The sequence below is a fragment of the Mesorhizobium sp. Cs1321R2N1 genome, from assembly GCF_037179725.1.
Taxonomy (GTDB): domain Bacteria; phylum Pseudomonadota; class Alphaproteobacteria; order Rhizobiales; family Rhizobiaceae; genus Mesorhizobium; species Mesorhizobium salmacidum.
Genome location: NZ_JAPYKP010000090.1, coordinates 1 through 22982 on the forward strand (window position 1 = coordinate 1; position 22982 = coordinate 22982).

Below are 22982 nucleotides of genomic sequence, written 5' to 3' on the forward strand. Positions count from 1 at the left end.
CGACGCCATCGGGGCGCGAGAAGATGAAGGTCAGCGGCAGGCTCTCGACCGCCTTGGCCGCACCGTCGCGGGCGAGGGCGGCGACGTGGACGTCCTCACCGGCGCGGTAGATGCCGCGTTCGGTCCAGGCATAGACATCGAGCGCGCCCGGCGCGGCGCGTCCGGTGACGCCTCGGTCGGACAGGTCGAAGCCGGCCTTGGCCATGTCGAGGAAGACGAAATCATTGTCGCCCTGCTTGGCCATCAGCACGGCCGGCACCATGCCGCCGTCGCCGCGCGTCAGGCCGGGGTTGAAGACGGCGTGGCCGTTTGCATCGGACGTCGCGGTGCCGAGAACCTCGTTGTTACGGGCAACCAGCGTCAGTTCGGCACCCGCTATCGGCTTGGCGCTGCCCAGCGAACGGGCAAAGACATTGAGCCCGTCTTGGCCGGTATAGGTCGACAGGCCGATGTCGGAGACGACGAACCACTGCGTGGCCAGCGAACCGTAGTCGTCGCTCTTGTCGTTGACGGGCTGCGCGGTCAGCACATAGACGCCGGGCTTGCGCTGCGGCAGCGCTTCGTCGACCGGGAACGAGGTGGTGACCTCCTTGTTGAGATCGTTGACGATGTCGAGCTGGCCCTGCCAGACCGGCGCGCCGATCTGCTCGGAGATGTTGGAGATGTCATAGCCGTCGAGCTGGTGCAGGAACTGGTAGCCCGACAGAAGCTGCGCCAGCGAACGATCGCCGATGCGGTAGAGCTTCATTTCGGCGGCGTTCATGTTGACGGTGACGACCGGGATGCCGCGGCGCGCGCCGGCCGGCAGCACGAAGCTGTCGCCGGTGAAGCGGGCGGACGGCGCGCGGTCCTGCACGTAGATCGACAGCACCACGGGGGCGGCGGTCACTTCGCCGATCGCCGCCGGCAGGCCGGCGCGGAAGGTGACGTCATAGTGCTGGCCGTGTTCGAGCCCTTCGACGCAGATCTGCTTGTCCTTGGCCTCGACGCCCTTGGGCGGCGCGTTGTCGACGGTGACGAACTGCGTGTAGTCGACGCCGGTTTTGACCAGATCCTCGGAGAATTGCGCGCAGATGCGCGGCGCGCTGGTGTCTGCATCGACGGAGTGATCGATGACGCGGAAGCCCTTGCGGGCCTTCAGATCGGCATAGTCGGCCTGCACCGCGGGCGAGCTTTCCAGCGCAAGGCTGGCCTCATAGGCTTGCAGCGCCGCCCGGTAGAGATCGCGCTTGTCGAGACCATTGCCGAGCAGCGCCAGCACTTCGGCGCGCGTCTTGGTGGTGTGCAGCAGCTTATAGGCGTTGAAGGCGGCCGACGTGCCGTTTGCCGGCAAAGTCGAGGCTTCGGAGGTGTTCGCGGCAGGCTGCACGGCCAGCGTTTCGCGCGCCAGCCTGAGCCAGAGCTGGCCATCGTCAGGCATGACCGAGACCGCGGCCTCGTATTTCTGCATGGCGGCGCGATGATCGCCGGTCAATACGGCCTGTTCGGCGGCATTGGTCAGCGCCGCCATGCCCTCCGTCGGCTTGTCGAAGGCCGGGCCAAGCAGCTTGTTGCGATATTGCTGGGCCTGGTCGGCCATCCAGTTGGGAAAGAAGGCGAGTTCCGGCGGCGCGCCGATATCGGGATCGCCGTCGATGTTGACGACCTTGCCGGCGATCGCGCCGTTGAAGGATTTCAACTGGTTATAGTCGGATTTGAGAAAGCACCATTTGGCCTTGGTGTTGTAGGTGAAGGCGCGGCAGGCCGGATCACCGAGACATGTCGTCTTGCACTGGTCGAGCGTGACGTTCTGGTCCGACCTGAGGTCGAAACCGAAATAGTCGGAATTGTCGGTCGTTGCGATTCGCCGGGCGTCGGCCGCTTGCGCGACGCTGCCCCAGGCAAAGAAGAGAAGGACGAGAATCGACAGACCACGAGCCGCGCGCATTGCCATTACACCCTCCAGACAATTGCAGACGTCCGGGCATGATCAAGCTTCAGTCAGGCTTGTCAACGCGCGAACGCGGCAGGTGCCGCCTGCCAACGGTTTATTTTCCGGCCAAGGACCGGTATGCGGACAGTAACCTCCATAGGACAGGGGATCACGCATTCTTGCGGAAACGCAGAAGGTGTGAATTCCAAGCCCGTCCTATTTCAGACAATTGGATTGTGGCCCCTTTACGAGCGCTTCAGAACTTCATTCCAATTTTAGGTTTACGAACTAGGTTGTCTTAATGCCGGCGCATGAAGAGCAGATGTCAGGGGGGACCGCGCCAAGGCGCGTGCTTCCGCGCGCCCTGCTTTTAGCGATGCTGTGTTCGTCGGCGCTGCTTTGCGAAGCGAGGCACGCGGCCGCGTTCGAGCTTTTCGGCATCAAGCTGTGGGGATCCTCCAGCGACGAGGACGCCGATATTGCCGATCCCCTGCGTTACACGGTGACCATTTCCGCACCCGATGCCGACAAGGACCTCGTCAAGAAGCTCGAAAACGCCTCGGCGCTGAAAGGCGATGAGGACCGGCCGGTTTCGGGCTCGCTCGGGCTGATGGCCAAGGCGCGCAGCGACCGTGAACAGCTGGTCGCCGCACTTTATGCCGACGCCCGTTATGAAGGCGTCGTCACCATCACCATCGACGGCAAGCCGCTCGACGAACTGCCGCCGGACGCCGAATTCAAGGGTCCGCAGCCCATTCCGGTGGCGATCACCATTTCGGCCGGCCCCAAATTCACTCTTGGCAATATCAGGCTGAAGGGCGATGCTGCGGGCCTGATGAGCGCCGATTATGGGCTGATATCTGGTGGCGACGCCGGATCGGGCGCGGTGCTCAAGGCCGAGGCGTTGATCGTGCGGACGCTGAAGGAGCAGGGCAGGCCGCTGGCCAAGGTGACCGACCGGCAGATCGTCGCCGACCATGCCACCTCGACACTCGACGTGACGCTGACGGTCGCAGCCGGGCCGGTCGCCGGCTATGGCGCGACCACCGTGGAAGGCACCGAGAAGGTCGACCGCGACTTCACCGAATACATGACCGGGCTGAAGCGCGGCAAGCAGTACTCGCCGCAGGAGATCAGCGACGCGCGCGACAGGCTGCTGGCGCTCGAGGTCTTCAACAGCGTGACGTTCAAGGAAGCCGACAAGCTCGACGCCGGAGGCAACATCCCGATCGACGTCCAGGTCAGCGAGCGCAAGCCGCGCTTCTTCGGGCTCGGCGGCACCTTCTCGAACACCGAGGGGCTTGGCCTGGAGGGGTACTGGGGCCATCGCAACCTGTTTGGCCGTGCCGAAAAGCTGCGCATCGACGGCGCCATCAGCGGCATCGGCAGCAACAATCTGTCCGAACTGAACTACAATGCCGGCATCATGTTCGAGAAACCCGGCGTCATCGGGCCGGCGTCGAAATTCTTCGCCAGCGTGAAGACCGTGCTCGAGCATCCGGACGCATACGACCATTTCTCGGTCAAGGGCAGCACCGGCCTGTCCTACGAACTCGACAAGAGGCAGACCGTCTCGGCCGAGGTCGCGCTCGATTATTCGCGCATCCACGACGCTTTCGGCAAGCACACCTACCTGATCGCCAGCATTCCGCTGCAATATGTCTATGACAACAGGGACAGCAGGCTGAACCCGACCAGGGGCTTCAGGGTGCTCGCCTATGCCGAGCCGAGCTACGACATATTGAGTGGTGCCGCCTTCCTCAAACTGAAGGGCGAGGGATCGGCCTATCAGTCGCTGGACACGGCCTCGAAATTCGTGCTTGCCGAGCGTGTCGCCATCGGCTCGATCGTCGGTACCGGGCTGCAGAGCGTCCCGGCGGACCGGCGCTTTTATTCCGGCGGCGGCGGCTCTGTGCGCGGCTATGCCTATCAGGGCATCGGTCCCAAGGATTTCACCGGCCAGCCGATCGGCGGCCTGTCGTTCTTCGAGACCTCGGTGGAGATGCGCATCGCCGTCACCGACACGATCGGCATCGTGCCCTTCGTCGATGCCGGTACGGTGTCGACCAAGTCGGTTCCCAATTTCTCCGACGTCAAGGTCGGTGCCGGCGTCGGCCTTCGCTACGTCACGCCGTTCGGACCGTTGCGCATTGACGCGGCCGTGCCGCTCAACCGTGATCCCGGCGACCCGCATTTCGGCATCTATGCCGGCATTGGCCAGGCGTTCTGACGATGAAAACGGTCTGGCGCATCCTTCGCATTGTCCTTTACACGCTGCTGATCGTGCTCGCGGGTGCGATCGGCGCGCTCGTCGTGCTGACCAAGACCGAGCGCGGGCGCGACAACCTCGCCGGCATCATTTCGCGGCTGGCCTCAAGCGATGATCGCAAGGTTACCGTCAGCGGTATCGACGGCATCTGGTCGGGTAATCTCAGCGTCGACCATGTCGTGCTGGAGGACCGCGAGGGCGCGTGGCTGGTGGCGCGCAAGGTAGCCGTCGACTGGTCGCCGGCGGCGCTGCTGTCGAAAAGCTTCAGCGCCGATCGCATCGCGGCCGAGCGCATCGAACTGGCACGGCTGCCGGTGGCCGGTACGCAGCCGCCGGCGCAGAGCGGCACGACGACGCTGCCGGTCTCCATCGACATCAAGCAGATCGACCTGCCGGAAATCGCGCTTGGCGAGCAGCTGGCCGGCAGCGGCATCGCCGAGCTCGCAGCCAAGGGAATGCTCAAGGCCGATGCCGCGCCATTGGCGGTCCAGACGGTGCTCAACGTCACCCGCCACGACGGTAAACAGGGCAATGTCGATGCCAAGATCCATTTCGCACCCACCGACAACAAGCTGGACCTCGACCTGAAGGCGTCGGAGCCGGCCGGCGGCATCATTGCCAACCTGCTCAAGCTGCCGGATGCGCCACCGGTCGATATCGCGGTTTTGGGCAGCGGCCCGCTTGCCAACTGGAGTGGTGTCGGTACCTTCCTCGTCGACCATCGGATCGTCACCCAGCTCACCGGCCGCCACCAGCTTACGGACAAGGGCAATCATGTCGAGGCAAAGGGCGACGGCGATTTTGCGCGCTTCCTGCCGGAAAACCTGAAGTCGCTGTTTGCCGGCAAGACCAGCTTCGATATCGCGGGCACCGCCACGTCGGCTGGCGGCATCAGCATCGACCGGGCCAGCATCGAGAGCGATGCGGTGCACGGCACCGCCTCCGGTATTGCCGATCCCGCCGGCGCCAGCGACCTGTCGGTCGAACTCGCCGCCAAGGGTCCGCCCGTGGTGATCAGCGTCGGCAGCAAGGCGCAGCCGATCACGCTGGCGATCAAGAACGCCACCGCGCGGGCCTTCGGCGACGGCAAGGCGCCGATCGTCGACATTGGCGCCTCCTTCGTTTCGATCGTCGTCGGCGGCACGCGGCTGGACGATCTGGCGGCGCAAATCCATTCCGATGGTTTCGATATCGAGAACCGCGCCGGCCCGGTTGCCGTCAAGCTGGAGGCTGGCGGCCTGAAAACCGACGTCGCGACCTTGGCGCCGCTGGTCACCGGCAAGGTCAATGTCGATCTGGCCGGTTCAATCAGCAAGGACGCCATTGTTGCCATCGATCAGGGTACGCTGCGTTCCAATGCGCTCAACGCGTCGCTGACGGCGACGGTAGCGCTCGCCGACATGTCGATGCAGCTCAAAATGAACGCCGATGCCGTGGCGACCGCGTTCCCGCAGCAGATCGCCTCGGTGCTCGGCGGGCGGGTGAAATTCTCGGCCACGGCATCGCGCGATCCGCAGGGCTCTTTCGCCGCGAACTCGATCGAACTCACTTCGGGATCGCTCAGCGCCAGCGGTACGGCCAGCATGCAAGGCACGGACATCCAGGCCGACATCAAGGGCAAATTGGGTGATGTTTCAGTGTTGTCGCCGACGGTCGGCGTACCGGTTACCGGCGGGGTGGATTTCGCACTGTCGGCGACCGGCGCGATCACCGCGCCGGATTTCACTGTTAGCGCCGACAGCGACAGCCTGACCGCTTCGGGCCGCACGGTGAAGGCCATCAAGCTGACCGCGAGCGGCAAGGCCGACATAACGAGCCCTTCAGCTAACGTCTCGCTGACCGGTGCCGTCAACGACCAGCCGCTCGACGTCAAGGCGGCCCTGGTGACCAGCGAGGGCAAGCGTTCGATCAACGGCTTCCTGGTCTCGCTGGGCGACAACAAGGTCTCGGGCGACCTGGCGCTCGACGACAAGTTCATGCCCTTGGGAACGCTGACGCTCGCCGCGCCGGCAATCGACCAATTGGCCGCGCTGGCCGGCCAGGCGGTGACCGGCGACATCAACGGCACCATCCTCTTCGCCAAGGACGGCGACGCACCCTCCATTGCCATGGATGCCAAGAGCACGTCGGTCGCGCGTGGCGAGGTGACGGCCAAAGCGATCGCCATCAATGCGCTGATCGCCAATTATCTCAAGGCGCCGGCGATCTCGGGCACCATCAAGGCCGATGCGGTCACTTCGGGAAGCACCGAAATCAGCGGCATCGGCGTCGATCTCAAGCGAGACGGCGACTGGACCAATTTCACCGGCGGCGCCACAATCGCGGGCATTCCGGCGACCGCTGCCGGCCGGGTGAAGATCGCCGAGGGCACCACCAGCGTCGAGATTGCCTCGGGCGACGCCGCCATTCGCGGCATCAAGGCGGCAATTGCCGAACCGTCGGCTCTGACCATCGCCGACGGCACGGCCAATATCGAGAAGCTGGCGCTCGATATCGGCGGCGGCAAAGTGGCGCTCTCGGGCAGCGCCGGCGGGACACTCGATCTCGCGGCACAGGTCTCCGCTTTGCCTGCCACGCTTGCCAATGCGTTTTTGCCAGGCCTGGATGCTACGGGAACGCTTGATGGTATCGCTGAAGTGAGCGGCGCCCCGGCAGCTCCCGACATCCGGTTCAACGCGAAACTGGCCGGCGCCGAGACCAGCCAGACGCGGCAGGCAGGGCTCGGCCCCCTCGCCGTCGATGCGGTCGGCAGCTACACCATTGCCGGCGGCGTCGCCCTCGACCGTGCCACCCTCTCCGGCGAGAAGGTCTCCGGCCAGGCCGCCGGCACCATCAACCCGAACGGGGCCAGCGATTTCGCGATCGATCTGACCTCGTCCGGCCCCAGCCTGCCGCTGACGGTCGGAACTACCGAGAGCCCGGTCAAGCTCGAGGTCCGATCAGTGTCGGCCAAAATTGCGGGCGAAAGCACGCATGCCCGGCTGGACTTTTCCGCGATCCTGCCCTCAGTCGTCACCAGCCCGGCGAAGGTGGACGGACTTACCCTGACGCTGCACTCGGACGCATTCGATCTCAGGAACCGCGCCGGGCCGGTTTCCGGAACGGTGTCGGTGGACAAGGTTGGGCTCGACAATGCAACGATCGCGCCGCTCATCGCAGGCAAGGTCACGGCGGCGCTCAACGCCCGGCTGAGCGCCGACGCCGTCGCCATCGACAGCGGCACGCTGAAAAGCGATGCGCTCAGCAGCCAGGTCGCCGGCCAGGTCTCGCTGCGTGACGGTGCCATCGATCTCAACCTGAAGGCGGATGCGCCATCGTCGGCCCTGCCGGCGGCGGCACGCGGCATGCTTGGCGACCGCGCCCAGATAAGCGCCACGCTGAAGCGCGAGCCCAACGGCAATCTCCACATAGGCGGATTGAAGCTCACTTCGGGCGCGCTGAGTGCCGACGGCCAGGCAAGCCTTGCCGACGACAAGGTGACCGCCGACATCAGGGGGACGCTGAGCGACATCTCGCCATTGTCGAAGGATGCCAAGGGCGCCATCGCTTTTGCGCTGAGTGCGCAAGGGCCGGCCATGGCGCCGGACCTGTCGCTTACCGTCAACAGCGACAAGCTCTCGGTGGCATCGCGCGAGATCACCGGATTGAAGCTCACGGCGACCGGTAAGGCCGATGCCGCCAACCCTGCAGCCAATGTGCAGCTCACCGGCATTGTCGCCGGCCAGGCGCTGCAGGGGAGTGCCGTGCTGGCGACGGCGGACGGCAAGAGCGCCATCAACGGCCTGCTCCTCTCGCTTGGCAAGAACAGGATTTCAGGCGATCTGGCGCTGGACGACAAGTTCGTACCTGAAGGCACCATCTCGCTCGACCTGCCCGATATCGGCCCGCTCGCCGCGCTGGCCCTTGAAAAGGCAGAGGGCGATGTGCGCGGCACGATCGCCTTCTCCAGGAATGGCGCGGCGCCCCAGGTCGCTATCAAGGCGACTACCGCCTCGATCACGCGTGGCGACCTCCAGGCGAAGGCCGTTTCCATCGATGCGTTGATCGCCAACTACCTCGCCGCGCCAGTTATCTCCGGTAAGATCCACGCCGACACCGTCACATCGGGCGGCACCGTGATCAGCGGCATCGATGTCGATTTGAAGCGCGATGGCGACTGGACCGGCTTTTCCGGCGGCGCCACGGTCAAGGGCATTCCGGCGAGGGCCGCCGGCCGCGTGAAGGTGGCCGGCGGCACCACCACGATCGAACTCGCTTCGGGGCAGGCGACGGTCCAGGGCATCAAGGCGGCTATCGCCCAGGCCTCGACCGTCAGCATCGCCAATGGCACGACGACGCTTGACAGGCTGGTGCTCAACCTTGGCGGCGGCACCGCGACGGTGACCGGCAAGGTCGGGCAGACGCTCGACATCAACGCAGTGCTGGCGCGCGTCCCGATGTCGCTCGCCAACAGTTTTTCGCCCGGTCTCGATGCGGCGGGTTCCATCTCCGGCACGGTGAAGGTGACGGGCGCACCGGCGAGCCCCGCCGTTGCCTTCAACATCGACGCGGCCGGCGTGCAGACATTGCAGACCCGCGGCGCGGGCGTCGGCGCGGTGAGTGTTTCCTCGTCGGGTACCTTTGCTGGCAACAAGCTGACCTTCGACGCCAATATCAGCGACGGAGCCGGGCTTGGCCTCAAGGGCGGCGGCACGGTGACGACGGCGGGCACGCCCGCGCTGGCGCTCGATTTCAACGGTGCCGTGCCATTCGGCCTCCTCGGCGAGAAGCTTGCCGCGCAGGGCCTGGCGCTGACCGGCAACGCCAACGTCAATATCCAGGTGCGCGGTCCGGCGACATCGCCCGTGATCGGCGGCAGCGTCAAAACCTCGGGCGCGCGGCTGGTCGACGCACGCTCGGGCCTTGCGGTCAACGATATCGCGGCGGACGTCTCGATAGGCAACGGCGTTGCCAGGATCAACCGGTTGACCGGAACGCTGTCGACGCGCGGCAGCCTGTCGGCCAGCGGTACGGTTGGCATCAATCCGGCGCAAGGGTTCCCGGCCGACCTGTCGATCAAGCTCACCGATGGCCGCTACACGGATGGACGCGTGGTGACCGCAAACCTGGGCGGCGACCTGACGATCAAGGGGCCGCTGACTTCGGCACCGGCCATCGCCGGCACCGTCAACCTGGCCAAGACCGTCATCACGGTTCCGGACAAATTGCCGGGCTCGCTCTCGGCACTCGACGTCAAGCACAAGAACGCGCCGGGTGCGGTCAGGGCACAGGACAAGGCGCTGCGCCCGGCGACGACCAGCGGCAAGAGCAGTGGCAGCGGCCTTGCGCTCGACGTCACTGTCAATGCGCCGAACCAGATTTTCATCCAGGGCAGGGGTGTCGACGCCGAACTCGGCGGCTCGCTCAAACTGACCGGCCCGGCCTCGTCGCCGCAAGCCGTCGGCACCTTCACCTTGCAGCGTGGCCGGCTGTCGATCCTTGGCAAGCGGCTGACCTTCACCGAAGGCACGGTCGGATTCTCCGGCTCACTGGTGCCTTACCTCAACCTGACGGCGACGACGACCACGACCGGCGCAACCGTCACCATCGTGGTGTCGGGCGAGGCGACCAATCCAAAATTCACCTTCAGTTCAGTGCCGGCGCTGCCGGAGGATGAAGTGCTGGCGCAACTGATCTTCGGGCGGTCGATGTCGAACCTGTCGCCGCTGCAGATCGCGCAACTGGCAGAAGCGGCCGGGCAACTGGCCGGTGTCGGCGGCTCGACGTCGCTGCTGGAGAATCTGCGCGGCGCCATCGGTGTCGACGATCTCGACGTCATCACCGACGATAAGGGGGGCACGGCGGTCTCGGCCGGCAAATATCTCAACGACCGCACCTATGTAACCATCCAGAAGGGCGACAAGCCGGGTTCCGGCAAGGCGACCATCGACCTCAATGTCGGGCGTGGCGTCAAATTGCGCGGCGAGGCGACGGACGCCGGCGAAGCCAAGGGCGGAATATTCTACGAGAAGGAATATTGACGATCTGGCCCTCGTTCTGGCCGCAACTGGCGCTGTCGTAACCGGTGCGAATGTCTCAGTTTAATCGCCCGAAGAGATTTTGGCGAAATCTGGGCGCACTAGCAATTTTGCGCCAAGACTGTCGCTATCACGCGAACTGCCCCCCTTTCAAAGTTGCACATTCGCTAACATGTTCCCAATCCATGTCGTCTTTGACATCATGGCCTGGATGCGGAATGTTAATCGGCGGAAAGCCAACAATGGGAGTTAGTCATGACAATCTATAAGAGCAATGGCGACAGCGTTCCGGATCACATCCTGGCGATGGCCGAAGAAGCCAAGTCGGGCAAGGTCGACCGCCGCGAATTCCTCGCGCTCGCCAGCGTCTTCGGCGCCTCGACGGCCATGGCCTACGGGCTGCTCGGCCTTGCCGCTCCGACCCCGGCCAAGGCCGAGGACGTCCAGGGCAAGAAGGGCGGCGTGCTGAAGGTCGCCATGTCCGTCAAGGATCCCAAGGATCCGCGTACAGCAGACTGGTCCGAAATTTCCAACGCCGAGCGCCAGGCGCTCGAGCCGCTGGTGAAATACACCAAAGAGTACACCTTCGCGCCATATCTTCTGGCAAGCTGGGACATCAACGACGACGCCACCGAATACACGCTGCATGTGCGGCCTGGCGTCGAATGGAACAATGGCGACAAGTTCACCGCCGATGACGTGATCTACAATTTCACCCGCTGGGCCGACAAATCAGCGGAAGGCAACTCGATGCCGGGACGCCTTGGCAGTCTCGTCGATGAGACGACCAAGAAGTTGCGCGAAGGGGCGATCGTCAAGGTCGATGACATGACCGTCAAGTTGAAGCTCTCGAAGCCCGACATCGCCATCATCCCGAACCTGTGCGACTATCCCGGCCTCGTCGTCCACAAGACCTTCGACGAGAAGGGCGCCAACTTCAAGAACTGCCCGATCGGCACCGGTCCGTTCGAGCTCGTCTCCTATGATGTCGGCCAGAAGGTGGTCTACAAGCGCCGCACGACCGGCAAGTGGTGGCAGGGCGAAGCCTTCCTCGATGGCGTCGAGTTCATCGACTACGGCACCGATCCGGCCGCGACGGTCTCGGCCTTCGAATCGGGCGAAGTGCAGACCAACCACGAAACCACGGCCGATTACGTCAAGATCATCGAAGGTGTCGGTGCGCCGGCTTCGGAAGTCGTGACCGCGGCCACCGTGGTCTCTCGCTTCAACATCAATGCCAAGCCCTATGGCGACCAGAAGGTGCGCCAGGCGATGTGCCTCGCCGTCGATAATTCGGTCGTGCTGCAGCTCGGCTATGGCAATGCCGGCACGCCGGCCGAAAACCACCATGTCGCGCCGATCCATCCGGAATATGTCGAACTGCCGAAGATCAAGCGCGACATGGCCAAGGCCAAGCAGATGCTGACGGAAGCCGGCGTGATCGATTTCGAGCACGAGCTGATCAGCAATGACGAGGACTACCACAAGAACACCACCGACGCGATCGCGGCCCAGCTGCGCGAGGCCGGCATCAAGGTGAAGCGCACCGTGCTGCCGAGCTCGACCTTCTGGAACGACTGGACGAAATACCCGTTCTCGGAAACCAACTGGAACATGCGTCCGCTTGGCATCCAGGTCATCGCCATCGCCTACCGCTCCGGCGAAGCCTGGAACGAGACGGCCTATGCCAATCCGGACTTCGACAAGAAGGTCAACGAGGCCCTCGGCATCGCCGATGCGGAGAAGCGCAAAGTCGTGATGAAGGACATCGAGACGATGCTGCAGGAGTCCGGCATCATCATCCAGCCTTACTGGCGCAAGCTCTACATCAACATCAAGCCCGAGGTGAAGAACCACTCGATGCACCCCACCTACGAGCACGACTTCGGCAAGGTTTGGCTCGATCAGGCGTGACCCACAGCTTGACGAATACGAGGGGCGACTGGCCCCTCGAATTCGCGGGATCGTCGCCGTTGCACTGGATGCAGCGGCGGCGTGACGTCGCAAGGTTTTCGAAACAGGGTTGACCATATCTGACCCCAACCCGGCCGGCAGGGGGTACAATGTTCTCATTCATCATCAGACGCATCGGCACTATACTGCTCACGATGCTGTGCCTGACGCTGGTCGTTTTCTTCCTCGTCAATCTCGAACCCAATCTGAAGAAGCTGGCGATCAGCCAGACCGAAATGCACACATCGGCCGAGCAGCTCGAAAGCTGGCTGGTCAATCACGGCTACCGCCAGAACTTCTTCGCTCGCTATGGCCAGTGGCTCGGCGTCGTGCCCAAGCAACCGATCACGGATCCGGCGACGGGGAAGACGACACAGCGCTTCTCTTTCTGCAACGACCCGACGGTGCCGACATTCTCCGGTGTCATCGAGGGCGATTTCGGCTGCTCGACCAAGTTCAAGACCACGGTTGGGGCCAAGCTGTTCCCGGCGCTCGGCGCCACCGGCATCCTGATGTTCTGGGTGCTGGCGGTGATGGTGCCGGTCTCGCTGCTCATCGGCATCCTTGCCGGCATGCGCGAGGGTTCGCGCACCGACCGCGTGCTGTCGGTCGCGTCGATCGCCTCGACGGCGACACCTGAATATGTGTCGGGCGTCATCTTCACCGTCGTCTTCGCCTCATGGCTCGGCTGGCTGAACGGTTCTGCCGCCTCGGCAAGCCAGGGTATCACCTTCTACAACTTCACGCTGCCGGTCATCACGCTGGCGATCTACGGCATCGGTTACATCGCGCGCATGACGCGCGCCTCGATGGTCGAGGTGATGACGCAGCAATATATCCGCACGGCACGCCTGAAGGGGCTTTCCTTCAAGGGCGTCGTGGTCAAGCACGCGCTGCGCAACGCGTTGATCGCGCCGTTCACCGTCATCATGCTGCAGTTTCCATGGCTGCTCACCGGCGTCGTCATCGTCGAGGTGATGTTCCGCTACCAGGGCTTCGGCTACACGCTGGTCGAGGCCGCGGGCAACAACGACATCGATCTTCTGCTCGGCTGTTCGCTGGTCTCGGTGTTCATCGTCTTGATCACGCAGCTCATTTCCGACGTCGGCTACGCGTTCCTCAATCCGCGCATCCGCGTTCAGTAGGGAGAAGGCGCATGCAAGCTCAATATATCGGCGCCTCCACCATCATCCTCGAAGTGTTCTGGCGCTTCTGGCCGGTCTGGGTCGCGCTTTTCATCGTCATGGGCGCGAGCTTTCTCTACAAGAAGAAGCTGGCGCTCTATGGCCAGCTGTTCGACAGCGGCGTCGGCATAGCGGGCGTCTTCATCTGCCTGTTCTGGCTGTTCACGGCGATCTTCGCCTCGACCATCTCGCCTTTCGATCCGCTCGGCCAGGTCCCGATCATGAAGGACACGCTGCCCGGCGCCATCGAACCGCAATCGGGGCTCGTCTACCTGTTCGGCGGCGACAAGCTGGCGCGCGATGTGTTCTCGCGCATGGTCTATGGCAGCCAGATCGTGCTGATCATCGCACCCGCAGCGACCGGTTTCGCGCTCATGGTCGGCATCACGCTCGGCCTGCCGGCCGGTTACTACGGCGGCAAGATCGATTCCATCCTGTCGTTCCTGGCCAACCTCGTGCTGGCTTTCCCGGTGATCCTGCTGTTCTACCTGCTGGTGACGCCGGGCATCATGGACACGCCGATCCCCTATGCGCTGGCCGGTGTCTTCTTCCTGTTCCCGATCATCTTCTTCAGCGTGCTGTTCTGGACCCGCTACAAGAACCGGCCCGACCGGATCTATATCCTGCTTGGCCTGACGCTGATCATAGGCGGCTGGATCTACCTCGGCCTGGTCTTCGACAGGGATCCGCTGCACATCGTCCACATCGATCCCAACCAGCTCAACATTTTCGTGGCTGTGGTGTTCGCCTCCAGCCCCGGCGTGTTCCGCATCGTGCGCGGCCTTGTGATGGACATCAAGACGCGCGACTATGTGGCGGCGGCGCAGACGCGCGGTGAATCGCCGTGGTATATCATGCTGTGGGAAATCCTGCCCAATGCGCGCGGACCGCTGATCGTCGATGCCTGCCTGCGCATCGGCTACACCACGATCCTGCTCGGCACGCTGGGCTATTTCGGCCTGGGGCTTGCGCCCGAGAGCCCGGACTGGGGCACCGCGATCAAGGACGCCAGCCGATTGCTGCGCTCCTTCATCCATCCGGCGCTGCCGCCGACGATCGCGCTGATGTCGTTCGTGCTGGGGCTCAACCTGTTGGCCGATTCGCTGCGCGAGCAATCGATGAAAGACTGATTGACGGGCCTTGACCCGCGTCTGGTAAAATTTGGATTGGAGCGACCCATGAACGAGGCAGTTCGAAATCCCGCCAAGCCGACCAATGGGCCGACCACTGGGCCGATCATCGAGATCGAGAACCTGTCGATCTCCTTCTTCACCCGCAAGGGCGAGATACCGGCGGTGATGGATTTTTCCTGCACGGTCATGCCGGGCGAGGCGATGGGCATCGTCGGTGAATCCGGCTGCGGCAAGTCGACCGTATCGCTCGGCATCATGCGCGACCTGTCCAACATCGGAAAGATCGTCGGCGGCAAGATCAAGTTCCAGGGCAAGGACATGGGCGAGCTCTCGGACGAGGAGCTGCGCGCCATCCGCGGCAACAAGATCGCCATGATCTACCAGGAGCCGATGGCCAGCCTCAATCCGGCGATGAAGATCGGCCAGCAGCTGATGGAAGTGCCGTTGATCCACGACAAGGTGTCGAAGGAAGAGGCCTACTCCAGGGCGCTCGAAATGGTGCGCTCGGTCAAGCTTCCCGATCCCGAGCGCATGATGCGCTCCTATCCGCACCAGCTTTCCGGCGGTCAGCAGCAGCGCATCGTCATTGCCATGGCGCTGCTGTCGAAGCCGGCGCTGCTTCTGCTCGACGAGCCGACCACCGCGCTCGATGTGACCGTGGAAGCGGGCATTGTCGACCTGGTCAAGGGCCTCGGCGAAAAGTTCGGCACCTCGATGATCTTCGTCTCGCACAATCTCGGCCTGATCCTTGAAACCTGCGACCGCATCACGGTGATGTATTCGGGCGAGGCGGTGGAGACGGGCAAGATCAAGGACGTCTTCGACCGGATGCGCCACCCCTATACGCAAGGGCTGTTCCGTTCGATCCCGCTGCCGGGCGCCGACAAGAACTCGCGGCCGCTGATTGCGATTCCCGGCCAATTGCCGCTGCCGCACGAGCGGCCGAAAGGCTGCAATTTCGGCCCGCGCTGCCACCATTTCGTCGAGGGCGTCTGCAACGCCGCCGAGATCCCGATGATCGAGGTCGCGGGTCACGAAGGCCATTTCTCGCGTTGCGTACGCTTCAACGAGATCGACTGGGACGCGCTGCCGCCCGGCGCCAAGAAGATCAATGAACGTGTCGTGCCCGGCGCGCCGGTGCTCAAGATCGAGGACCTCCGGAAATATTATAAGGTCGGCGGCAGCGAGGTGTTCGGCTCGAGCGAAGGCCGCGTCGTCAAGGCCAACGAGACGATCTCGTTCATGGCGCGCGAATCCGAGACGGTCGCCATCGTCGGCGAATCCGGCTGCGGGAAGTCGACGCTGGCCAAGGTGCTGCTCGGGCTTGAGACGGCCAGTTCCGGCAGCGTGACGCTGGGCAACAAGGAAATCCAGTCGACCGGCATCGAGAAGCGCAGCGTCGATACTGTGTCGTCGATCCAGATGGTGTTCCAGAATCCGTTCGACACGCTCAACCCCAGCCATTCGGTCGGATCGCAGATCATCCGCACGCTGGAAAAATTCAATGTCGGCAAGACCGTCGCCGACCGGCGCAAACGGATGCTGGAACTGCTCGACCTGGTGAAACTGCCCAGGGCGTTCGAGACGCGCAAGCCGCGCCAGCTTTCCGGCGGCCAGAAGCAGCGTATCGGCGTGGCACGCGCCTTTGCCGGCGACGCCAAGGTGGTTGTGGCCGACGAGCCGGTTTCGGCGCTCGACGTTTCGGTGCAGGCGGCGGTGACCGAACTGCTGATGGACATCCAGCGCAAGAACAAGACGACAATGCTGTTCATCAGCCACGATCTGTCCGTCGTGCGCTACATCGCCGACCGCGTCGTCGTCATGTATCTCGGCTATATCGTCGAGCAGGGCACGACCGACCAGATTTTCGCACCGCCCTATCATCCCTATACCGAGGCGCTGCTGTCGGCGATCCCGATTGCCGATACCAGCGTGGTCAAGAAGCACATCGTGCTGGAGGGCGACATACCCTCGGCGATGAACCCGCCGTCCGGCTGTCCGTTCCAGACACGCTGCGGCTACAAGAAGTTGGTCCCCGATAATTTGTGCGAGACCAAGGTGCCGCCGGTCAAGAATCTCGGCGACGGCCATATGAGCCTATGCTGGCTCTCCGACGACGTGCTCAAGACCATGGAGCCGGTGATCAAGTTCGACAAGGAACACGCCGCCCATGAGGGCGTGCCGGACGATGCGCCGCATGGCGACGGTCCGGGCTTTGCCGGTACGCCGCCCAACCGACCACATGGCAAGACGGCCAGTGCCGAAGCCGACGCCGTGGGGGAGGCCGCCGAGGAGGCCGAAGCCGTTTCGCGGGCTCGCCGCCACGAAGTTCGGGACGACGTCTCCGAGACCGGCGATGCCTCTCCGAAGCCCGCCAACGCCACCTCGGCGCCGTTCACGCCAAGGACGCTTGGAGACGGCCGCCAGGCGGAGAACGCACGCGTGGCACCAATTGGTGAGCCTGCGGTGAGGCAGACCAAATCAAGCCAAAGTGCGACAAAGGCGAGCGCGACTGCGGAGCCAGCCCGTCTGGCCGGCGCAAATGTCGACAAGAACCGCCCGTCGGGCATCGCCAGGCCTGCCAAACCCGATGACCTCAAGCTGATCTCCGGCGTCGGCTCGAAGACGGAAGGCATCCTCAATGGCCTCGGCATCTTCACCTACGCTCAGGTCGCCGCATGGAAGAAGGCGGAGCGCGAGTGGGTTGACGATCATCTGAGATTCCACGGCCGTATCGAGCGCGAGGACTGGGTCAGGCAGGCAAAGGCGCTAGCCAAGGGCGGCGAGGCTGAATACATCAAGGTGTTCGGCAAGAAGCCGCGCTGAAAGCCACGACCGTTGCGGCAACCCTTTAGTTGCCGCACTGGCTCAGTTGCTGTGCATAGTCGCGGGCCATCTTGTCGGTGGCCCTTGCATAGCCCTGGACGCCGGCATCGCCACGGTTGCCTCGGCCATAGGCGGTCCAGCCGAGATAGTAGGCGAGATAGAGGTTGTAGGTGTCGTTGCGCGCGACGCCGTATGCGTCTGATGTCTTGGAATGATACCAGCCGACGAAGTCGACGGCGTCGGCGAATTTCGTCCGCCGCGCCGCCCAGTTGCCGGTCTCGCTCTGATATTGCGACCAGGTTCCGTCCAGCGCCTGCGAGAAGCCGGTGGCCGAGGAGACATGTTTCCACGGAATGAAGCCAAGCAGTTTGGTGCGCGGCGGCCGGGCGTTGCTCTTGAAGCCGGATTCCTTGCGCACGGTGGCCATCAGCACCGGCACCGGCACGCCGTATTTCTGGGAGGCGCGTTCGGCGGCCGACTGCCAATTGTCGAACCAGCCGTCATTCTGGTCGAAGACGGCGCAGACATTGTTGATGTGGCTGGGCGCGGTGGCGCAAGCCGAAAGTGCCAGCAGCGCACACACCGCTACAATTTTACTAAAACTCGACCTACGCATTGGATGAGCAATAAGCCGAAATCATAAAGGGAATCTTGCTGCCGCCGTTAACGCCTGGTTGGCACGAGCAGGTGAGAAAATGCCATATCGGTATTCCGACGCCAATTGTCGTCATTTCTAAACAGGCATTGCAGATGTGCCGCCTTGGCTAAAATCACGCCGGCAAACGGCGTATTTCTGACAGACCGGCCGCGCTGCCGAAGCTTTGATGCCGGCATGACCGAACCAAGACGCAAGCGCGGCGCCGAGCGCACCAGCAACAGGGGGCCAGCGCCCATCGCGCAGCTGCCGCCCAGACGGGTGACGAATCCGTATCCGCCGATGGCGTTGCTGTCACCAGACCAGATCGAGGCGATCCATCAGGCGTCGATGCATATGTTGGAGAATTTCGGCATCGAGGTTATGAGCCCGCGTGCGCTGTCGCTGTTCGAGAAAGCCGGCGCCAAGGTCGATCACGCCTCGGCCAATGTGCGCGTCGATCGCGGCATGGTCGACGAGGCGCTGAAGACGACGCGATCTACCTATACGCTGACCCCACGCAACCCGGCCAAGTCAATCCATCTCGGTGGCAGCACCATCAATTTCACGCTTGTGGCCGGTCCTCCCAATGTGCACGACATGGAGCGCGGCCGCCGCGCCGGCAATCTGCGCGACTATGCCGATCTCACCCGGCTGGCGCAGCATTTCAACTGTATCCACATGCTCGGCAATCAGGTCTGCGCGCCGGTAGAGCTGCCGGCCAACTCACGCCATCTTGACACCTACTTCACCAATCTGACGCTGACCGACAAGAGCTTCCATGTCTCGGCGATCGGCCGGGGCAGGGCTCTGGACGGCATCGAGATGATGGCGATTTCGCGCGGGCTGACGCTGGATCAGATGCGCGATGATCCCGGCATCGCCACCATCATCTCGGTCAACTCGCCGCGCCGCTTCGACGAGATGATGGCCGAGGGGCTGATGACCATGGCCGAGTACGGCCAGTCGGTGGCGGTGACACCGTTCACGCTGATGGGGGCGATGAGCCCGGTGACGCTAGCCGGCGCCTTGGCGCAGCAGAATGCGGAGGCGCTGTTCGGTGTTGTGCTGACGCAACTCGTGCGTCCCGGCGCGCCTGTGATGTATGGCGCCTTCACGTCCAATGTCGATATGAAGTCCGGCGCGCCGGCTTTCGGCACGCCTGAAAACACCAAGGCCAACATCGCCTCGGGTCAATTGGCGCGGCGCTACGGCCTGCCATACCGGACGACGCCCGGCTCGGCTTCCAACGCCGCCGATGCGCAAGGCGCCTATGAGACGCTGATGGCGCTGTGGGGCGCGGTGCTTGGCCATGGCAATCTCGTCTACCACGCCGCCGGTTGGCAGGAAGGCGGGCTGACGGCGTCGTTCGAGAAATTCATCATCGACGTCGAGATGATCCAGCACATGATGGAGTTTTTGCGCCCGATCGTGGTCGACGAGGCCGAGCTTGCCGTCGAGGCGCTGGGCGCGGTGCCGACCGGCGGCCATTTCTTCGGCGAGCCGCACACACTGGAGCGCTATGCGACCGCCTTCTACCAGCCAATGCTCTCCAACTGGCAGAATTTCGAAGCCTGGCAGGAAGCCGGCGGCCTCGACGCAACCGCGCGCGCGACGCGGCTGTGGAAGAAGGCGCTGGCGGATCATGTCGAGCCGACAATGGATATTGCCGTACGTGAAGAGCTCGAGGCCTATGTGGCCAAGCGCAAGGAAGCGATCGGGCAGGACGAGCCGTGATTTCCTTGGCGCCGGCGCGCGGCTCCTGCTGTCCCGATTCATATCTCCCATCCAACTCACTGATATCAGAGAAAAACCCATGAAATCGCATGCAAAAGTCGTGGTCATTGGCGGTGGCGTCGTTGGGTGCTCGGTGCTGTTCCACCTCGCCCGCCATGGCTGGACCGACATCGTGCTCCTGGAGCGCGACGAATTGACATCCGGCTCGACCTGGCACGCGGCCGGCGGCATGCACACGATCAACGGCGACCCCAACGTCGCCAAGCTGCAGAAATACACGATCAACCTCTACAAGGAGATCGAGGAGCTGTCGGGACAGGCGACCGGCGTCCACCTGACCGGCGGCGTGCTTCTGGCTGCCACCGAGGCGCGGCTTGACTGGCTGCGAGGGGTCGTCGCCAAGGGCCGTTATCTCGGCATCGAGCTGGAGGAAATCTCGCCGAAAGAGGCGGCCGAGCTGATGCCGCTGCTCGACCCCAGCCAGTTCGTTGGCGCCGTCCGCAACAAGGAGGACGGCCACCTCGATCCCTCGGGCGTCACGCACGCCTATGCCAAGGCGGCGCGAAAGCTGGGCGCCGAGATCGAACGTTTCACCAAGGTGGAGGACATCGTGCGCCGTCCCGACGGGATGTGGCGCGTCATAAGCAACAAGGGCGAGGTGGTGGCCGAGCATGTCGTCAATGCCGGCGGCCTGTGGGCGCGCGAGGTCGGCCGCATGGTCGGGCTCGAACTGCCGGTGCTCGCCATGGAGCACATGTACCTGATCACCGAGGATATGCCGGAGGTCGCGGCCTGGAATGCCAAAACCGGCACCGAGGTCATCCATGCGGTCGATTTCGACGGCGAGCTCTATCTGCGCCAGGAGCGCGGCGGCATGCTGATGGGAACCTATGAGAAGGCCAACAAGCCGTGGTCCGAGCATCAGACGCCGTGGAATTTCGGCCATGAGTTGCTGGCGCCCGATATCGACCGCATCGCGCCGTCGCTCGAGGTCGGGTTCCGACATTTCCCGGCTTTCCAGAACACCGGCATCAAGCAGATCATCAACGGGCCTTTCACCTTCGCGCCCGACGGTAACCCGCTGGTCGGGCCGGTGCGCGGCCTGCCGGGCTTCTGGGTCGCCTGCGGCGTGATGGCGGGCTTCAGCCAGGGCGGCGGCGTCGGGCTCGCGCTGTCCAACTGGATGATCGAGGGCGACCCCGGCGCCGATATCTGGGCGATGGACGTGGCGCGCTACGGCGACTGGGCGACGATGGCCTATACCAACGCCAAGGTCCGCGAGAATTACTCCAGGCGTTTTTCGATCCGCTTCCCCAACGAGGAATTGCCGGCCGGCCGGCCGCTCAAGACGACCCCTGTTTACGACCTGCTGTCGGCCAAGGGCGCGCAATGGGGTGTCGCCTATGGGCTGGAGGTGCCGCTCTGGTACGCACCGGAAGGCATCAAGGACGAGTTCTCATGGCGGCGCTCGAGCGACTTCACCCATGTCGCCGCCGAAGTCGCGGCGGTGCGCTCAGGCGTCGGCCTGTCGGAGATATCGAGCTTTGCCAAATACAAGGTGACGGGCGAGGGGGCCGCGGCCTGGCTCGACCGGATGCTCGCCTGCAAGCTGCCGAAGCCCGGTCGCATGACCCTGGCGCCGATGCTGAAGGAAGACGGCAGGCTGATCGGCGATTTCACGCTGGCCAATCTGGGCCCCGATGGCTGGTTCCTGGCCGGCTCCGGCATTGCCGAGCAATATCACATGCGCTGGTTCGAGCAGCATCTGCCTGACGATGGCTCGGTCCATATCGAAGCGCTGGGGCAAAAGCTCACCGGCCTGTCGATCGCCGGTCCCAAGGCGAGGGACGTGCTGGCGAAAGCCACACGCTCCGACATATCGAACGCGGCGTTTCCCTTCATGGCCATTGGCAACATGGATATCGGCATGGCGCCGTGCCTGGTCGGCCGCGTCAGCTACACCGGGGATCTCGGCTACGAGATCTGGGTGGCGCCGGAATATCAGCGCGCCGCCTATCAGGCGCTGATCGCGGCGGGGGCGGAATTCGACATCGGCCTGTTCGGTTCGCGCGCGCTCAACGCGCTGCGGCTGGAGAAGAACTATGGTTCATGGGGGCGCGAATACCGGCCCATCTACGGGCCGCTGGAAGCCGGACTCGATCGTTTCGTCGCCTACGGCAAGGACGCCGATTTCATCGGCAAGGCGGCGGCGCTGGCCGAGCGCAAACAGGGCGGCAAGTTGCGGCTACGCGCCTTCATCGTCGATGCCAAGGATGCCGACGTCATCGGCGACGAGCCGATCTGGTTCGGCGGCGTGGTGCGCGGCTGGGTGACGTCGGGCGGCTACGCCCATCATTCGAAGAAGTCGGTCGCCGTCGGCTACGTGCCGAAGGAGATCGCCGACGAGAGCGACGGCTTCGAGATCGAGTTGCTGGGCAAGCGGCATGCGGCACGCATGCAGGCGGCGCCGCTGTTCGATGCTAATTTCGAACGGATGCGGGGGTGAGAGCGCACCCCCGCATGGGATCATGCGTTGCGGCGGTTGTCGAGCGCAAAGGCGCCAGCGCCGGCGAAGACCAGATAGAGAAAGATAAAGCAGAACGAGATCGCCGAATCGCCGCCGTTGTTGACGGGGAAAAAGTCGCGCGGCATATGCGCCACGAAATAGGCGATCGCCATTTCGCCGGCCAGAAGGAACGCGACCGGGCGGGTGAAAAGGCCCAGTGCCAGCAGAATGCCGCCGAGGAATTCGAGGATGCCGGCTGCCAGCGGCAGTCCGCTCAACGCGGCGGCGGCGTGCTCGCCTGCGGGGAAATTGAACAGTTTCTGCGTGCCGTGTTCGACGAACTGCAGCGCGGTCACGATGCGCAGCACGCCAAGCGCCTGCGGCTGGTATCTGGCAAGGCCATCGAAAAGCTTCATCCAAAACTCCATTTGGCTTCTCGGCTCGGCCATAGGTTATCGCCTGGCTACCGACCACTCACTTCCCCTGGCCTGCCGTCAACAATAGGTGATTGGAAATGTTCCCCAGCCTGACCTTTGATATTGCGCCCGCCAGGGTTGCAATTATATCGCTATGGTTGTATTGATTTATGGACACTCCAGACATGTGGGTCCCCTCGCCATGAAAAAAGTCACCATCGGCCTGTTCGCAATCCTTATGGGCACCACCAGCTTCGCCATGGCTGAGGACGCCGGCTGCGAGGCCTTCAAATGGCCGGTGACGCGCGAACAGGCGCTGTTTCCCGCTGCGCCCTCAGCGCCGTCCGGAGCGACGCTCGCGGTGGGTGCCGCCGCGGATCTGGCGCTGGTGCCGG

11 protein-coding genes and 1 pseudogene are annotated in these 22982 nt (G+C 63.7%); 9 read left to right on the forward strand and 3 right to left on the reverse strand.

All coding sequences use genetic code 11. The features are described from left to right. On the reverse strand, positions 1-1933 hold a 1933-nt coding region (locus O7A61_RS20915), incomplete at its 3' end, for an MG2 domain-containing protein (protein ID WP_337131421.1). Positions 1934-2213: 280 nt separating this feature from the next. On the opposite strand from O7A61_RS20915, the gene O7A61_RS20920 reads away from it, so the two are divergent. The 6 genes from O7A61_RS20920 to O7A61_RS20945 all read left to right on the forward strand — a co-directional run bounded on the left by O7A61_RS20920 (position 2214) and on the right by O7A61_RS20945 (position 17294). Beyond that, positions 2214-4142 carry an autotransporter assembly complex protein TamA gene (locus O7A61_RS20920; protein WP_337131422.1) on the forward strand — a complete coding sequence of 643 codons (1929 nt, stop codon included), beginning with the start codon at positions 2214-2216 and terminating at the stop codon, positions 4140-4142. Positions 4143-4144: 2 nt separating this feature from the next. After that, positions 4145-10201: a translocation/assembly module TamB domain-containing protein gene (locus O7A61_RS20925; RefSeq protein ID WP_337131423.1), complete on the forward strand. Its 6057-nt coding sequence runs from the start codon at positions 4145-4147 to the stop codon at positions 10199-10201. 252 nt (positions 10202-10453) lie between these two features. Continuing rightward, complete coding sequence (locus tag O7A61_RS20930; protein WP_027141575.1) at positions 10454-12112, forward strand: ABC transporter substrate-binding protein; 1659 nt, start codon at positions 10454-10456, stop codon at positions 12110-12112. A gap of 149 nt (positions 12113-12261) precedes the next feature. Next, complete coding sequence (locus tag O7A61_RS20935) at positions 12262-13296, forward strand: ABC transporter permease (RefSeq protein WP_337131424.1); 1035 nt, start codon at positions 12262-12264, stop codon at positions 13294-13296. An 11-nt stretch (positions 13297-13307) separates the two neighbouring features. After that, positions 13308-14465 (forward strand): ABC transporter permease, encoded by a 1158-nt coding sequence (locus O7A61_RS20940; protein ID WP_337131425.1) that lies wholly within the window; start codon positions 13308-13310, stop codon positions 14463-14465. A 48-nt stretch (positions 14466-14513) separates the two neighbouring features. Then, a complete protein-coding gene (locus tag O7A61_RS20945) occupies positions 14514-17294 on the forward strand; it encodes a dipeptide ABC transporter ATP-binding protein (protein ID WP_442921094.1) in 2781 nt (926 codons plus the stop codon). Positions 17295-17319: 25 nt separating this feature from the next. Here the strand turns inward: O7A61_RS20945 and O7A61_RS20950 are convergent, their stop codons facing one another. After that, positions 17320-17910 (reverse strand): transglycosylase SLT domain-containing protein, encoded by a 591-nt coding sequence (locus O7A61_RS20950; protein ID WP_140502338.1) that lies wholly within the window; start codon positions 17908-17910, stop codon positions 17320-17322. A 216-nt stretch (positions 17911-18126) separates the two neighbouring features. On the opposite strand from O7A61_RS20950, the gene O7A61_RS20955 reads away from it, so the two are divergent. Together O7A61_RS20955 and O7A61_RS20960 are read left to right on the forward strand one after the other, a co-directional pair. Further along, positions 18127-19665 carry a trimethylamine methyltransferase family protein gene (locus O7A61_RS20955; RefSeq protein ID WP_337131426.1) on the forward strand — a complete coding sequence of 513 codons (1539 nt, stop codon included), beginning with the start codon at positions 18127-18129 and terminating at the stop codon, positions 19663-19665. 79 nt (positions 19666-19744) lie between these two features. Continuing rightward, positions 19745-22171 carry a GcvT family protein gene (locus O7A61_RS20960; protein WP_337131427.1) on the forward strand — a complete coding sequence of 809 codons (2427 nt, stop codon included), beginning with the start codon at positions 19745-19747 and terminating at the stop codon, positions 22169-22171. A gap of 20 nt (positions 22172-22191) precedes the next feature. On the opposite strand, the gene O7A61_RS20965 is transcribed toward O7A61_RS20960, so the two are convergent. After that, positions 22192-22587, reverse strand: coding sequence for a DoxX family protein (locus tag O7A61_RS20965; RefSeq protein WP_337131428.1), 396 nt, complete (start codon positions 22585-22587; stop codon positions 22192-22194). Positions 22588-22789: 202 nt separating this feature from the next. Here O7A61_RS20965 and O7A61_RS20970 point away from each other — a divergent pair. After that, positions 22790-22982: pseudogene (locus O7A61_RS20970) on the forward strand (hypothetical protein); the annotation flags it as partial.

What these genes read in the sequence shown, in the direction of transcription:
- O7A61_RS20920 (WP_337131422.1), top strand. Translation starts at nt 2,214, where the DNA reads ATGCCGGCGCATGAAGAGCAGATGTCAGGGGGGACCGCGCCAAGGCGC.
- O7A61_RS20925 (WP_337131423.1), top strand. Translation starts at nt 4,145, where the DNA reads ATGAAAACGGTCTGGCGCATCCTTCGCATTGTCCTTTACACGCTGCTG.
- O7A61_RS20930 (WP_027141575.1), top strand. Translation starts at nt 10,454, where the DNA reads ATGACAATCTATAAGAGCAATGGCGACAGCGTTCCGGATCACATCCTG.
- O7A61_RS20935 (WP_337131424.1), top strand. Translation starts at nt 12,262, where the DNA reads ATGTTCTCATTCATCATCAGACGCATCGGCACTATACTGCTCACGATG.
- O7A61_RS20940 (WP_337131425.1), top strand. Translation starts at nt 13,308, where the DNA reads ATGCAAGCTCAATATATCGGCGCCTCCACCATCATCCTCGAAGTGTTC.
- O7A61_RS20945 (WP_442921094.1), top strand. Translation starts at nt 14,514, where the DNA reads ATGAACGAGGCAGTTCGAAATCCCGCCAAGCCGACCAATGGGCCGACC.
- O7A61_RS20950 (WP_140502338.1), bottom strand. Translation starts at nt 17,910, where the DNA reads ATGCGTAGGTCGAGTTTTAGTAAAATTGTAGCGGTGTGTGCGCTGCTG.
- O7A61_RS20955 (WP_337131426.1), top strand. Translation starts at nt 18,127, where the DNA reads ATGACCGAACCAAGACGCAAGCGCGGCGCCGAGCGCACCAGCAACAGG.
- O7A61_RS20960 (WP_337131427.1), top strand. Translation starts at nt 19,745, where the DNA reads ATGAAATCGCATGCAAAAGTCGTGGTCATTGGCGGTGGCGTCGTTGGG.
- O7A61_RS20965 (WP_337131428.1), bottom strand. Translation starts at nt 22,587, where the DNA reads ATGAAGCTTTTCGATGGCCTTGCCAGATACCAGCCGCAGGCGCTTGGC.